The sequence below is a fragment of the Luteimonas sp. A537 genome, from assembly GCF_054052065.1.
In genome coordinates this window covers 244,956-259,861 of record NZ_JBSVRH010000002.1, presented here as the reverse complement: position 1 = coordinate 259,861, position 14,906 = coordinate 244,956, and the positions used below count along the sequence as shown (strand labels likewise).

Annotated in this window: 10 protein-coding genes; 7 read left to right on the top strand and 3 right to left on the bottom strand. The window is 67.0% G+C overall.

Going from position 1 to position 14,906, the window contains the following annotated elements; genetic code table 11:
- Positions 1–68: 68 nt before the first annotated feature.
- Together infB and rbfA are read left to right on the top strand one after the other, a co-directional pair.
- Positions 69–2,636, top strand: a complete 2,568-nt coding sequence (infB, locus tag ACW7GZ_RS05035; RefSeq protein ID WP_457008186.1) for a translation initiation factor IF-2 — start codon at positions 69–71, stop codon at positions 2,634–2,636.
- Positions 2,636–2,998: a 30S ribosome-binding factor RbfA gene (gene rbfA / locus ACW7GZ_RS05030; RefSeq protein ID WP_457003573.1), complete on the top strand. Its 363-nt coding sequence runs from the start codon at positions 2,636–2,638 to the stop codon at positions 2,996–2,998. Before infB ends, rbfA begins: the two co-directional genes overlap by 1 nt.
- Before the next feature lie 636 nt (positions 2,999–3,634).
- Here the strand turns inward: rbfA and ACW7GZ_RS05025 are convergent.
- Positions 3,635–3,967, bottom strand: coding sequence for a hexameric tyrosine-coordinated heme protein (locus ACW7GZ_RS05025; protein WP_457003575.1), 333 nt, complete (start codon positions 3,965–3,967; stop codon positions 3,635–3,637).
- Between the two features lie 115 nt (positions 3,968–4,082).
- Here ACW7GZ_RS05025 and truB point away from each other — a divergent pair, with 115 nt between their 5' ends.
- The 3 genes from truB (at position 4,083) to pnp (ending at position 7,752) form a co-directional block, all read left to right on the top strand.
- Positions 4,083–5,072: a tRNA pseudouridine(55) synthase TruB gene (gene truB / locus ACW7GZ_RS05020; RefSeq protein WP_457003576.1), complete on the top strand. Its 990-nt coding sequence runs from the start codon at positions 4,083–4,085 to the stop codon at positions 5,070–5,072.
- Between the two features lie 185 nt (positions 5,073–5,257).
- Positions 5,258–5,518 carry a 30S ribosomal protein S15 gene (rpsO, locus tag ACW7GZ_RS05015; RefSeq protein WP_457003578.1) on the top strand — a complete coding sequence of 87 codons (261 nt, stop codon included), beginning with the start codon at positions 5,258–5,260 and terminating at the stop codon, positions 5,516–5,518.
- A 125-nt stretch (positions 5,519–5,643) separates the two neighbouring features.
- Positions 5,644–7,752 (top strand): polyribonucleotide nucleotidyltransferase, encoded by a 2,109-nt coding sequence (pnp, locus tag ACW7GZ_RS05010; RefSeq protein ID WP_457003580.1) that lies wholly within the window; start codon positions 5,644–5,646, stop codon positions 7,750–7,752.
- 273 nt (positions 7,753–8,025) lie between these two features.
- Here the strand turns inward: pnp and ACW7GZ_RS05005 are convergent, their stop codons facing one another.
- Positions 8,026–9,585: a DUF1501 domain-containing protein gene (locus ACW7GZ_RS05005; protein WP_457008184.1), complete on the bottom strand. Its 1,560-nt coding sequence runs from the start codon at positions 9,583–9,585 to the stop codon at positions 8,026–8,028.
- An 11-nt stretch (positions 9,586–9,596) separates the two neighbouring features.
- Positions 9,597–11,366 (bottom strand): DUF1800 domain-containing protein, encoded by a 1,770-nt coding sequence (locus ACW7GZ_RS05000; protein WP_457008182.1) that lies wholly within the window; start codon positions 11,364–11,366, stop codon positions 9,597–9,599.
- Between the two features lie 520 nt (positions 11,367–11,886).
- On the opposite strand from ACW7GZ_RS05000, the gene ACW7GZ_RS04995 reads away from it, so the two are divergent.
- Positions 11,887–12,072 carry a hypothetical protein gene (locus tag ACW7GZ_RS04995; RefSeq protein WP_457003586.1) on the top strand — a complete coding sequence of 62 codons (186 nt, stop codon included), beginning with the start codon at positions 11,887–11,889 and terminating at the stop codon, positions 12,070–12,072.
- A gap of 94 nt (positions 12,073–12,166) precedes the next feature.
- On the top strand, positions 12,167–14,899 hold the full coding sequence (gene lanKC, locus ACW7GZ_RS04990; RefSeq protein ID WP_457008180.1) for a class III lanthionine synthetase LanKC: 2,733 nt from the start codon (positions 12,167–12,169) through the stop codon (positions 14,897–14,899).
- The last annotated feature ends 7 nt before the right edge of the window (positions 14,900–14,906 follow it).

Sequence of the window (14,906 nt, the reverse complement as noted above, 5' to 3'; positions counted from 1 at the left end):
TGGCAAGCACCCAGAATTGATCCATCCATAGCGCGGCATGTGCCGACGCCAGAGGAACCGGAATCCGAATGTCGCAGCAAACCACCATCCGCAAGCTGGCCGCACTGGTGAACACGCCGGTCGAGAAACTGCTTGAACAGCTGTCCGAAGCGGGCATGCCGTTCAACGATCCCGACCAGGTCGTGACCAGTACCGAAAAGGTGAAGCTCCTGGGCTTCCTGCGCCGCACCCATGGCCGTGCCGAGAAGGGCGCCGTGGATCCGGTCGCACCCAAGAAGATCACCCTCCAGCGCAAGAGCACGCTCACCGTGGGCGGCGGCCGCAACAAGCCGACCGTCGACGTGGTCGTGCGCAAGAAGGTCACGCTGGTCAAGCCCCAGGCCGGCGGTGCCGTGGGCGGCGGAGAGGACGACGAGCGCGCCGAGATCCTGCGCAAGCTCGAGGAGTCGCGCCAGCGCAACCTCGACGAGCAGCAGCGCCTCGCCGACGTCGACCGTCGTCGCGTGGAGGAGGCCGAGGCAGCCAAGCGTCGCGAGGCCGAAGAGGCCGAGCGCGTGCGTACCGAGGCCGAGGCCGCGGTCGCCGCGGTCGCGACGGAAGAGGCTGCTCCGCGCAAGGCACACGGCCATGGCCATCCCAAGCCGGCTCCGGCGCGCGACGATCGCAGCGCGGCCAAGGGCAAGCACCGGGGTTCGCATGCGATGGCTGCCGGCCCCGAGGATGAGGAAGGCGCCGCCGCACGCTTCGCCGGGCAGATGCACCTGTCGCCCGCCGACCGCGCGCGCCGCAGCACCGCACGCCCCAAGCGTGGCGCGCAGCGTGGCCAGCAGCGCGACCAGTCGCGCACCGGCACCGGCTTCACCCGTCCGACCGCGCCTGTCGTGCGTGAGGTCGCGATCGGCGAGGCGATCACCGTCGCCGATCTTGCCCAGAAGCTGGCAATGAAGGGCGGCGACGTGGTCAAGGCGCTGTTCAAGATGGGCGTGATGGCCACCATCACCCAGTCCATCGACCACGACACCGCGGCGCTGGTCACCGAGGAACTCGGCCACCAGGCCGTGCGTGCCGATGCCGACGACGCCGAGAGCGAGCTGCTCGCACACGTCGAAGAGATCACCGGCGACCAGACGCCGCGTCCGCCGGTCGTGACCATCATGGGTCACGTCGACCACGGCAAGACTTCGCTGCTCGACTACATCCGCCGTACCAAGATCGCCACGGGCGAGGCCGGTGGCATCACCCAGCACATCGGCGCGTACCACGTCGAAACGCCCAAGGGTGTCATCAGCTTCCTCGACACCCCGGGCCACGCCGCATTCACTTCGATGCGTGCACGCGGCGCCAAGATCACCGACCTCGTGGTGCTGGTGGTGGCCGCCGATGACGGCGTGATGCCGCAGACGATCGAAGCGATCCAGCACGCGAAGGCGGCGAATGTGCCCCTGATCGTGGCGATCAACAAGATCGACAAGTCCGAGGCCGATCCTTCGCGGATCAAGAACGAATTGCTGTCCCATGACGTCGTGGCCGAAGAGTTCGGCGGTGACACGCAGATGGTCGAACTGTCCGCCAAGACCGGCGACGGCGTCGACGACCTGCTCGATGCGATCAACCTGCAGTCCGAAGTGCTGGAGCTCAAGGCGATCGGCGAAGGACGTGCCAGCGGCACGGTCATCGAGTCCTCGCTCGACAAGGGCCGCGGCCCGGTGGCCACGGTGCTGGTGCAGCAGGGCCTGCTCAACAAGGGTGACTTCCTGGTCTGCGGCGTGGAATACGGTCGCGTGCGCGCACTGTTCGACGAAACCGGTGGCCAGGTGCCTTCGGCGGGCCCATCCATTCCGGTGCAGGTGGTCGGCCTGTCGGGCGTGCCCGATGCCGGCGACGATTTCGTGGTCGTCGACGACGAGCGCCTGGCCAAGGAAGTTGCGCAGCAGCGCGAGTCCAAGCGTCGCGAGCTGCGCCTGGTGCAGGCCGCGGGCAACCGCATGGAAGACATCATGGCGCAGATGGGCGGCGGCCAGCAGCTCGAGCTGCCGCTGGTCATCAAGGCCGACGTCCAGGGTTCGGTGGAAGCACTGCGCCAAGCCCTGGTGGCGCTGTCCAACGACGACATCCGGGTGAACATCATCCGCTCGGGCGTGGGTGGCATCACCGAGTCCGATGCGAACTCCGCCGCCACCTCCAAGGCGACGATCATCGGCTTCAACGTCCGTGCCGACGCGTCGGCACGCAAGGTGATCGAAGGCAGCGGCCTCGACCTGCGCTACTTCTCGATCATCTATGACGTCATCGACCAGGTGAAGCAGGTCGCGTCCGGCATCCTTGGCGTGGAGATCCGTGAAGAGATCATCGGCACCGCCGAGGTCCGCGAGGTGTTCCGCAGCTCCAAGTTCGGTGCCGTCGCCGGCAGCATGGTCATCGAGGGCGTGGTCCGTCGCAACAAGCCGATCCGCGTGCTGCGCGACGAAGTCGTCATCTTCGAGGGCGAGCTGGAATCGCTGCGCCGCTTCAAGGAGAACGTCGATGAGGTGCGCGTCAACACCGAGTGCGGCATCGGCGTGAAGGCCTACAACGACATCAAGCCGGGCGACAAGATCGAGTGCTTCGAGCGCGTCGAAGTGCAGCGCACGCTCTGATGTCGCAGAAGACCTTCCATCGCACCGATCGCGTCTCCGCCCAGCTTCGCAGGGAGCTGGGCACCCTGGTGCGAGAGGCGGTGGCCGAGCACGGCCTGCCGTCGGTGAGCGTGTCCGACGTCGAGGTCACGCGCGACATGGCGCACGCCAAGGTGTTCGTGACCGCCCTGCAGTCCGAGCGCGCCGCCGAGGCGCTAAAGGGCCTGAAGGCGGTGGCACCGGAAATCCGCTACCGGCTCGCGCGCGCGGTGAAGATGCGCCACGTGCCCGAGCTGCATTTCCACTACGACGACTCGGTCGATCGCGGCGAACGCATCGACAACCTGCTGCGCGACCTGCCAGACGCCCCCAACGAAGACTGAGCGGCTTCCCGGCTTCTGTGGGAGCGGCTATAGCCGCGATCAATTTTCCAGACAGCGGCACAGTCGGGCGTAAGCGCAATCGCGGCTATAGCCGTTCCCACGAAAAAGGCTCTTCTCCCGATTGAGGGGGGCTTTCGGTCGATTGCTCCGGGAGGGAGTCCGGGAGGGTGCGCGCTACCCGCCGTGGACGCAGGGGCGGATGCCCAGCCGGATTATGCGCGTCCTGCTCCCAAATCCGGCCGCCGGCCATCCATGGCCGGCTTCGGGAATCCCCCTGCATCCACGGCGGGCCCGGACCTTCTTTGCGGTCGGGGGAGGGAGGCAGCGACGCCGACGTTGAAACCCGGTGGATCGTCCTGGATCAAGCGGCACAGCCACGCCAGGGCGACCCCTACGAGCGCGAGCGCGCCCGCTCTTGATCTCCGTCCCGAAGCCAAGAAACTCCACGGCCCGTCCCGTGCACAGGGGGGGGCGTACAGCCGGCCATGGATGGCCGGCGGCCGGCAGTGGTAGCAGGACGCGGAGACTGCCGGGGGAGCACACCCCCTGTGCACGGGACGGGCAACGCGCGCCACAACGGAGGCTCCCGTCGCAGGCTGTCCGCCGATCGCGGCTGTAGCCGCTCCCACGACGTGATCAGTCGCCGCCTTCTTCCTGTCCGCGCCAGTAATCGTTGGCTTCGGCGATCGTCCTGAACTCGATCGCGACAAGTTCGGCCGCACGCATGAGCATCATCGGATCCTCTTCGTACTTCTCGCGCACGCGCTGCTTGGCGTCGCCGTCCTTCTGGATGCTGCCGATGGTCTTCCTGACCAGGGTGATCGCCAGCTGCCGTCCCTGCAGCGGCGTGGCGGTGACCAGGCTGGGGACGTAGTCGGCGGCGGGTGCGGCCGCGGCGGCTTCCTGTGCATGGACGGGTACGGCCATCGCCGACAGCGCCAGTGCAAGGGCCAGGGTTTTCGTCTTCATTGAACGCTCCTGTTCGTGGTCGATCGGACGTGCAGCGGACGGATCCCTCAGGCTGCGCCGCGCATGGGCGGGCGGCCATGATCCACATCAAGTGCACGCCACCTACAATGGCGCGATGAAGCAACGATCGCGAACGAAGTTCCGCAGGCTTGACGGCATCCTGCTGCTCGACAAGCCCCGTGGACCGAGTTCCAACCAGGCGCTGCAGCGTGCGCGCCACCTGTTCCGCGCGGAAAAGGGTGGCCACACCGGCAGCCTGGATCCGCTGGCCACCGGCCTACTGCCGCTGTGCTTCGGCGAGGCCACCAAGATCGCCGGCGGGCTGCTCGGCGCGCGCAAGGCCTACGACACCGTCGCCCGCCTGGGCCAGGTCACCGATACCGATGACGCCGAAGGCCAGGTGCTGCGCGAGCGTCCGGTGCCGCTGCTGGACATCGCCACCATCGATGCCGCCCTTGCACGGCTTACCGGCGCCATCATGCAGCGGCCGCCGATCTATTCCGCGCTCAAGCGCGGCGGCGAGCCGCTGTATGCGAAGGCGCGCCGCGGCGAAGACGTCGAGATCGAGCCGCGCGCGGTCGACGTGCACGAATTCAGCCTGCTGTCTGCGGCCGACCTGCTGGATGCCGCCGACGGCGTGGCGCCCGGGAACATCCTGCGCCTGCGCGTGGAGTGCGGATCGGGAACCTATGTGCGCAGCCTTGTGCGCGATCTCGGCGAAGCCTTGGGCTGCGGTGCCCACGTCGCTGAATTGCGGAGGCTGTGGGTGGATCCGTTCAGGAACCCGAGGATGTGGACGTTCGCCGAGCTCGAGGCGCTGGCTGAACGGGGCGAGCGCAGCCTCGAGGCCTGCCTGTTGCCGGTCGAAGCGGGCATGGATGCCTGGCCGCGGGTCGAGGTGGATGCCGCCGGCGCCGCTCGCCTGGCGCATGGGCAGGGCGTGGATGGCGTATTCACGGGCGCAGGCGAAGTGGCCGTGTTTGGACCAGGGGCCCGGGTGCTGGGCCTGGGGACGACCGATGGCGAGGGCGGCCTGAAGCCGCGACGCATGTTCACATGGGCTTGTGCGCAGCCCGCTCCCGCCGCGGCGCCGGGCACGGACTGAAGGCCGCGCCTTGTCCGGGAGGCCTCCCGCGCGGTACAATTCCGCGGCTTTTTCCAAGCACTTCGGGTGCCCAATGACGGGCGCCAGACGTTCCCACAGCAAGCGGCGGTTCTCGTGGTGTGCGTCCGTGCCAACCGGCATGGGTGCGTTCCTGCGGTCCACGCATCACAGAAAGGCATGAAACGATGTCCATCGACACCAGCTCCATCATTGCAGACAACAAGCGCGGCGAAAACGACACCGGCTCCACCGAAGTCCAGGTCGCCCTGCTGACCGCACGCATCGTGCACCTCACCGAGCACTTCAAGATCCACAAGCAGGACCACCACAGCCGCCGCGGCCTGCTGAAGATGGTCAACACGCGCCGCAGCCTGCTTGACTACCTGCACCGCAAGGACATCGCGCGCTACAAGGCGCTGATCGGGAAGCTTGGCCTGCGTCGCTGATACATACCCCGCCGCGGCGCAGAAATGCGCCGCGGTTCTTTTTCCGGCGCGCCGCGGGCGCGCCACCCGGCAAGGGGCAAGGGTCCCGGCCGGTTCATCGCAAGAGACACCGAGGAATCACCAACGTGGCGAAAGTTACCAAGAGCTTCGAGTACGGCAGTCGCACGGTCACCATCGAGACCGGTGAGATCGCACGCCAGGCCGGCGGCGCGGTCATGATCTCGTGCGAGGGCACCATGCTGCTGGTCAGCGCGGTCGCCAACAAGACCGCACGCGAGGGGCAGGACTTCTTCCCGCTCACCGTCGACTACCAGGAGAAGTTCTACGCCGGTGGCCGCATCCCGGGCGGCTTCTTCAAGCGCGAGGGCCGCGCGACCGAGAAGGAGACGCTGACTTCGCGCCTGATCGACCGCCCGATCCGCCCGCTGTTCCCCGACGGCTTCCGCAACGAAGTGCAGATCATCGCCACGGTGATGTCGATGAACCCCGAGGTCGACGGCGACATCCTCGCCCTGATCGGCGCCTCGGCCGCGCTGTCGCTCTCGGGCGCGCCCTTCGACGGCCCGATCGGCGCCGCCAAGGTCGGCTACAAGGACGGCCAGTACCTGCTCAACCCGACCGTGTCGGAGCTGAAGGAGTCCGACCTTGAACTCGTCGTCGCCGGTACCGCGAACGCGGTGCTGATGGTCGAGTCCGAGGCCAACGAGCTGTCCGAGGACGTGATGCTCGGCGCGGTGATGTTCGGCCACCAGCAGATGCAGGTCGCGATCGACACCATCAACGAGCTCGTCGCCGAAGCCGGCAAGCCGAAGTGGACCTGGAGCAAGCCCGCCGCCGACGAAGGCATCGTCAGCGCGATCCGCACCGCGGTCGGCGAGAAGCTCGCCGAAGCCTTCCAGGTGCGCGACAAGCTCGAGCGCAAGGACGCGATCTCCAACCTCAAGAAGTCGATCCTCGCCGCCATCGCCCCGGAAGCGGAGACGAAGGCATGGGCGACCGGTGACCTGTCGAAGGAGTTCAGCGAGCAGGAATACCAGACCATGCGCAACTCGGTCCTCACGACCAAGGTCCGCATCGATGGCCGCGCGCCCGACACCGTGCGCCCGATCGCCTCGAAGGTCGGCGTGCTGCCGCGCGTCCACGGCTCCTCGCTGTTCACCCGCGGCGAGACCCAGGCGATCGTCGCCGTCACGCTGGGCACCGCCCGCGACGGCCAGATCATCGACGCGGTCTCCGGCGAGTACAAGGAGCACTTCCTGTTCCACTACAACTTCCCCCCGTACTCGGTGGGTGAAGCCGGCCGCATGATGGGCCCGAAGCGTCGCGAGATCGGCCACGGCCGCCTTGCCAAGCGCGGCGTGCTTGCCGTGATGCCGACGATGGAAGCGTTCCCGTACACGATCCGCGTGGTGTCGGAGATCACCGAGTCGAACGGTTCCTCGTCGATGGCCTCGGTCTGCGGTTCCTCGCTGGCGCTGATGGACGCGGGCGTGCCGATCAAGGCACCGGTCGCCGGCATCGCCATGGGCCTGGTGAAGGAAGGCGACGACTACGTCGTGCTGTCCGACATCCTCGGTGACGAAGACCACCTGGGCGACATGGACTTCAAGGTCGCCGGCACCGAGAAGGGTATTTCGGCGCTGCAGATGGACATCAAGATCCAGGGCATCACCGAAGAGATCATGAAGGTCGCGCTGGCGCAGGCGAAGCAGGGCCGCCTGCACATCCTCAAGGAGATGGAGTCCGCGCTGACCTCGCCGCGTTCGGAGCTGAGCGAGTTCGCTCCGCGCCTGATCACCATCAAGATCCACCCCGACAAGATCCGCGAAGTGATCGGCAAGGGCGGTTCGGTCATCCAGGCGATCACCAAGGAAACCGGCACCCAGATCGACATCCAGGACGACGGCACGATCACGATTGCATCCGTCGACGCCGCCGCCGGTCGCGCCGCCAAGGAGCGCATCGAGCAGATCACCTCCGACGTCGAGCCGGGCCGGATCTACGAGGGCAAGGTCGTCAAGCTGATGGACTTCGGTGCCTTCGTCACCATCTCCCCCGGCAAGGACGGCCTGGTGCACGTGTCGCAGATCTCCAACGACCGGGTCGAGAAGGTCAGCGACGTGCTCAAGGAAGGCGACGTGGTCAAGGTCAAGGTGCTGGAAGTCGACAAGCAGGGCCGCATCCGCCTGTCGATGAAGGCCGTCGAAGAAGGCGAGGGCACGCCGGCCGAGTAAGGGCTGACGGTACCCGACGCGCCTTCGGGCGCGTCACGTTTCATCAGGAAAGCGGGCTTCGGCCCGCTTTCCTGCGTTCGGCAGCAGCCCTTTGTCTGGTTCTCTCTCGTTGAGGGAGAGACGTACAGCCGGCACGGCGCTGTGGCTGGTTCTTGTCGAGGCTCAGCGGTGCTGACGTGACAGTTGGGGCCGGGAGCTGCTCCGTTGGGATGCGCGCTGCCCGTCCCGCACACAGGAGGTGTACTCCTCCCGCTGGCTGGCGGCCGGCCGGACTCAGGGAGCCGCGCGCGAAAGCAGGCGGTGCACGAGTTCCATGTGCCAGCGCACGACTCGCAGCGGAAGCGGCGGCGGGCGCCGCGGCCTTGCGGCCACGACCGGCGTGTCGGCAGTCGCAATGGTCGCCGGCGACGTGAAGCGGGACCCTGCTGTCGCTCCTGCGGGGCGGCGCGGCGGCAGCGACGACCCGTAAATCGGTTGTGGGTGCTGCGGCAGGGCTGCGACAGCCGCGGCGCCCGCCGCCTGCACGATCCCCAGCGGCGCGTGGCCCGTGTAGCCGGGGAAGACCGCCTGGGCGCTGGTGTGGCCCATGCGTTGCTGCAGGATGTCCCAAAGCACGCGCCGGAAATCGGTGGTCACCGGGACGTCGCCGAAGTGCGGCGACAGGATCTCCGGGTGCAGTCCGGCGAAGCTGCCATAGAACCGCCGGCCGTTGACCGGCCCGCCCAGCACGAGCATCGGATTGCCATAGCCGTGGTCGGTGCCGCCGCTGCCGTTCTGTCGCACGCGGCGCCCGAACTCGGACTGCACCACCACCGTCACCCGCGAGGCCTCGCCGCCGGCGTGCATCTCGGCGTAGAACGCCGACAGCGCCTGCGACAGCTCGGCGATCTTGTTCTGGTAGTAGTGGTAGCCGCTGCCTGCGGTGCCCTGGCCGTCGTGGGTGTCCCAGCCGCCGAGGTCCACGGTCGCATAGCGCAGGCCAAGGTTGAAGCGGATCGATTGTGCGACGGTCCACAGCTGGCGCGCGAAGGTGCTGGTGGGCCAGCTGGCCGGTGGCGTCGACTGGAAGTCCTGCTCGCGGATCAGGCGCAGCGACGCGTCGGCGCGCCTGCCACCCAGCTCCAGCGCGGTGGGCCCGTTCCACAGCAGCTCCAGGGTCTCGTTGACGCCGCGGGTGCCGGCCGGCATGCCCTCGCGCCAGGTCTGCCAGCTCCAGGCGCCCGAGTTGAGGCGGAACTCAGCGGGGCTGCCCATGGTCAGCGCCTGGGTGGCACCGAGCATGTTCGCCGGCGTGCGGCTGTTCACGGCAAGTGCCGGGATCGGCACCGAGTCACTGGCGCCGGGATGGTTGGCCCAGGCGCGTGCCAGCCAGCCGGTGCCGCCACCCTGCATCCCGGGCGTGCCCAGGTCGAGGTAGAGCTGCGCATCGAAATGGCTGCGGGTCACCGTGGTCTGCATGCCGCAGCCGTGCACGATGGCCAGGCGGCCTTCGTCCCAGAGTTCGTGCAGGCCGGACGCCGAAGGGTGCAGGCCGAAACCGGTGTTGCTGCCGTTTCCCAGGGTAAGTGGAAGGGCGCCGTAGGCACCGCTGGCCGCGATCGCCAGGTTCGGGCGAGCCTGCTCGTAGTGCGTGCGGTCGTCGCCGGAGACCGGCACCACCAGGTTGAGCCCGTCGAGGCCGCCGCGCAGGAACACGTGGACGATGGTGTCGTGGCTGTTTTCCGCGGCGCGCGCCACGGGTGAGAACAGCAGGCCGGGGCCGACGGCGCCGATGGCCGCGGTGGCGCAACATCCCTTGAGGAAGTTGCGGCGGTCGAATTCCATGGAGGGCATTCCGTGACTCCTCAACGCGCCAGAAATTCGGGTGACATCAGCAGCAGCGAGACCATGCTGCGCAGCCGCTGCTGGTTGTAGTGGCGCTTGAGGTCGCCCGTGGCCCACGCGTCGGTGTCGGTGATGACGTAGGTGTCGGGGTTTCCGTTCTGGGCCATGAATGCCACCAGCACCTGCAGGCGCGCAGGCTCGGGCAGATAGCCGAGGGTGCGCCTGGCCCAGAAGTCGACCAGTCGCCGCGCCGTCCACTGCGCCGCCGGCACCTGCGCGCGCGTGGTGGCAAGCACCGGCGCGACCGGCACGCTGTCGATGCCGGTCTCGGTAAGCCAGTTCACGAGATCCCAGGTCATCGCATAGCGGTTGCCACCCATCCATTCGCGGGCGGTGTCGGGATAGCCGTTTGGCGCCGGCCAGTCATAAGGCGAGTGCCCCGTGAAGCCCAGGCGCCACAGCAGTTCGTCGGAGCGCGCCTGTCCGACGCGCGGGGTCCAGTCGATGTCGAGGACGCGCATTGCGGCTGCCACGGCTTCGAAGGGGCGGCGCTGCTTGTATCCCCACGCGTTGCGGGCGAGGTCCGACAGCAGGATGTGGCGCAGGGTGCGTGCGATCTGGTCGGGTGCCTGCCAGTTCGCGCGGAACACCTCGGCTGCGCTGTCGACCAGGCCACTGGGTGGAGTGTCGGCGAAGAAGCGGCGGATGATCTTGCCGCAGATGAACTTCGCCACCCGCGGATGGCTGGCGATGCGGTCGAGGATGTCGCGGCCGTCCTTGAGCGCGGGCTGCTCGGGGTAGATGAAGCTGCCGAGCACGTACTTCGGCCCGGTGTCGTGCCAGGCGGCGCGATAGACGAAGGTGCCGTCATCCTCGGTCGGGTACTGCCAGTGCCCGTTGCGGACCGTCCAGCCGGTGAATGCGGCCGCGGTCTCGTAGACGTCGATGTCGGTATAGCCGATCGGGTAGGACGGATCTTCCGGGCAGGGCGGCACCTGGAAGGGATCCATGAAGCCCAGGTAGTTTTCGGCGCCGAAGGTGTGCAGCTCCAGCAGCTCGCGGGCGAAGTTCTCGTTCGGGCCGGAGCGGCTGTTGGAAAGGTTGTCGAGGTAGTACAGCATCGCCGTGCTGGTGGCGACGGACTCGAGCATGGCGCGGAAGTTGCCCGTCGCATGCTGGCGCATGACATCGCGGTGGTAGTGCACGTACACCGGGCCGGCGGAATAGTCACTCAGGGTGACGTTGAAGTGGTCGTGCCAGAAGGTGACCATCACTTCCAGCAGCTGGCGCTCCGAATGCACGGCGCGTACCAGGGCTGAAAGCTCCACCTCCCAGGCCGGCAGCATGCGCGTGTTGGAGCCGGTGGCGTTGATCACGTGGTCCTGCCAGAGCTGGGGCAGGCTCTTGCCCAGCGTCTGGTAGCCGGCTGCCGCCAAGCGGGCTTCGACCGCGCTGTCGTCGATGGTCGACCAGGCCAGCTGGCGGTCCACGTAGGCGGTGAGTCGGGCGGCATCGCTGCCGCCGAGCGCGTTGAACGCGGCGACCGACGCGGTGGTGGCCCCGTAGCCGAGGTTGTTGAGCACGCGGACCGCGAACGGTGGCTTCGCCATCTGCACGAAGCCCGGTCGCTGGTTGCCCCCCTTAGGCGGTGCGGCGCCGGCGCCGGTCGCGGCTGCGGCAGCTTGGGCAATGGCTGCAGGACCGTAGCGGGGCGGGCGTCGCAACTGGTAGCGGCGGGCGAACGCATCGCGGATGGCATCCGCCTGCGCGTGCTGCAACTTCGTGTTCATGCCGGGCTCCCCGGCGGCACGGATTGCCGCCAACCCCTGGGCTCAGGTTATCCGAACCCGTGGCGGCTTCCGTGACCGCATTCCCATATCCCGGGAAGGCTCAGCGCTGCGTGGTCGCATGTCGGCGCCAGTCACCGTTCGACGGCACGATCGGCGGATAACGGGCCTTCGGGTCCGCTTTTTTCGCGAGTGCGATGAGCATCCCTCGTGAACTGGCCGATGAGCAACGCTCATCGGAGCTGCAAAGTGCGGACCCGAGTGCAATCGCGCGCAACGAATCACAACTGATGCTCATATTGTTTTGTCTGCGAGCGGAAGTGACCGGTTTGACGCGTGAAGCGTGTGTTGACGTCTGCTGTCTCGTTTGGAGAAGGTTCGACCGCCAGTCCTGCTGGCCTGCTCCGACGACTGCCGGTACGCGTGCCGGCAAGCGGTGTGAGCGGATACGCGAGTGGATTCAATGCTCGGGGAACCGACGCTTCGAAGCCACCATCGACAATCAGACGAGAAGGAATTTGCGATGAACAACGACAAGATGAAGGTCCTGGGCCTGCAGGAGCTCGAGCAGGTCAGCGGCGGCCGCAAGGGCGACGTGGATGCGGCGGCGTGGAGCACGATGAGCCGTGACTGTGGCGGCGTCGGCGCCAGCGAGTGGAGCACGATCAGCGGTGGCTGTCCGAAGGAAGACTCCGCGAAGCAGCTGTAATCCATGCCGACCCCGGCTTGCCGGGCATGGGCGCCAGGGCCCGCCCAAGGGCCCTGGTGCTTGATACGGAACCAGCCCGTCGCCAGGAGCCGCCATGCGCGATCTGAACCTGCATCCGGATTTCTTCATCCCCTACAGTGCACGCAAGCCCTCGGACGATTATCTCCGGCGAGCACATGCCGCCCTGCCTCATGACTGGAGGCTCAGGCAGGACTACTTCTGGACACAGGCCATCCGCCCGGTTCCGACCACGACGGTGCAGGGCTGGAAGATCCACGTTTCGTCAACGGTCGACCAGGCCATGGACACCCTGGGGCTGGTGGCGCCGGTCTGCATCGCCCACGACACGGAGTTCAAGTTCGCCAGCGACCCCGGGATCCTGCGGCACTTGCTGGGCAAGAGCTGCAAGCGGTCCCAGTCGGGCAAGTTCATAACCATCTACCCGCAGGAGGAGTCGACGTTCGTCGCCATGCTGGAAGCACTCCACGCCGCGACGCACGGCATTGAGGGTCCCTATGTACTCTCCGACCGTCAATACCGGGATTCGACCGTCGTCTACTATCGCTACGGAGGGTTCATCGACATCTCCGGATTGAACGGTCGGGACGGGACGGCCTGCATCCTCAACGATCGCTTTCAGCTGATCGAGGATGTGCGCTCGGCACGCTTCACCCCGCCCGCGTTCGTCGGCCCGGTTCCGGGGATCGAAGACGAACCAGGCGCATGCACCGGGGAAGGCAGCCCGGTGGACCAGTCTACGCCGGACGTCTTTGGTTGCGCCTACAGGATTGATGCCGCGATCAAGTTCTCGAACTTCGGCGGCGTCTACATAGGGGAAACGTTCTCCGACGGTACCCCTGTCATCATCAAGGAAGCTCGCCCCTTCGTCGGCAGCGCCTCGGGCCCTTCGGCGGCCGACAGCCTGCGCAGGGAGTTCCGGTTGCTGACGCTCCTCGCCGGGAGCGGCATTGCACCCGAGCCCCTGGGGCTGTTCCAGGAGTGGACGCACCTGTTCCTCGCGCAGGAGCGGATCCCGGGACATACGCTCCGGGAGCATCAGGCCCGCACCAGCAAGCTGGTCCACTCCGGGACCACCGACGTGGCCATGCGAAATTGGATCCACCAGACCGCCACGATCGCACGGAACCTGATCGAGGTGGTCGCGAGGCTCCACGAACGGAGCATCGTTTTCGGGGATCTGTCCACGAACAACGTAATCGTCGATGCGGAAACGCAGCGCGTGCGCCTGATCGACTTCGAGGGCGCGTATGAGGTTGGCGTCGATCCCCCGGTTAACCTGTTTACGCCCGGCTTCGGTCGCCCCGAGCGGCTCGACCAGCCCGGAGCCGGTTTTGTCGACGACGTCTATGCCGTCGGATGCATCCTGGTGGCGATGATGATGCCGAACACGGCTGTCATGGCGCTCAAGCCCAGCTACGCACGCGAGCTGCTCGACGAGCTGCGTCGCGACATCGGGCTGCCGACCGGCTATGCCGAATGTGCACTCGGCCTGCTGTCCGGAAGCCTGTCTCTCGATGAGGCCGCAGGCCTGCTCGAACACCTATCCACGGACGGTGTCGTGGGATTCGAGCGGCCGCCACAGGTCGCGGCGGCCGGACTGGCGCACTTCTGCACGGTTGCCGCATCCGGTGTTGCCAGCTACTGCCTTGCGCACATGGACCTCTCGCGCAGCGAGCGTGTCTTTCCTGCGGGCTCCAGAATGGATGATGCGTTCGCGCTGGATCAGGGCATGGCCGGAATCGCCAGGGCCGTGTCCAGGATCACCGGCGCAGCGCCGTCGGGTTTCGAAGAGTGGTATCTGGGGAAAATGTCCGCGGGCGGTGGCAAGCGACGCGTCGGGCTATTGGACGGCGCCAGTGGAACGGCATGGGTCCTTGCCGAGTTCGGGCGTGATGCAGAGGCCAAGCGCGAGCTTCGCAAGGTTGGCCACCACCGGTCGCTGTTCGAGGACATGTCTTTAGGTCACGGCACGGCAGGTTACGGATATACCTGCCTGAAGTTCTGGCTGAGGTACGGCGAGGCATCCTGGCTGGCGGAGGCCGAGAAAATGGGTGAGGTCCTTTGTAGCCGCGCGATGGAGGTCGACTCCGGCGTCTGTTGGACGTCGCCGGATGACGACGATGGTGCGCCCATCGGCCTCCACGAAGGTGGGGCCGGAATCGCACTCTTCCTGCTCTACCTGCACTGCGTGACCGGAAAGCAGGCGTATCTGGACACGGGTGCCTCGGCGCTCGCATTCGATGTCGCCGCGGGCCGGATTTCAGAAGAATCTTTGGGCTTTCCTCGCACCAGCAAGGGGTCGATCCTGTATCCGTACATCGCGTTCGGCAGTGCAGGGGTCGGGACCGTGGCGCTGCGCTATTACGCTGTGACCGGGCGCACGGACTATGCGGATCTGGTGCGCCGCACGTTGCCGGCGGTGTCCAACAAGTACGCCGTCGGGGCAGGCCTCTATCTGGGCCTCGCGGGACTGGGCAACTACCTGCTCGACGCCGCCGAGTTCCTTGGAGACCCGTCGCTGGTGGACCGTGCGCACCGCTGCGCCTCTGGAATCCGGGTTTTTGCCGTGGAGCGGGAGGATGGGATCGCGTTCCCCGATGCCAACGGGCTGAAGCTCAACTGTGACTACGCAAGCGGCTCGGCTGGTATCGCGATGTTCCTCCATCGCCTCGCCAATGGCGGCGGCAACTTCGACCTGATGATCGACGAGGCATTGCGCTGTGATTCCCCCCGGCCAGCCGGGGACAGCGCCACGTCGATGACTGTCGCGCCAACGCCACGGCCGGCCCTGACCAGCCAGGTCTAGGAGGAGG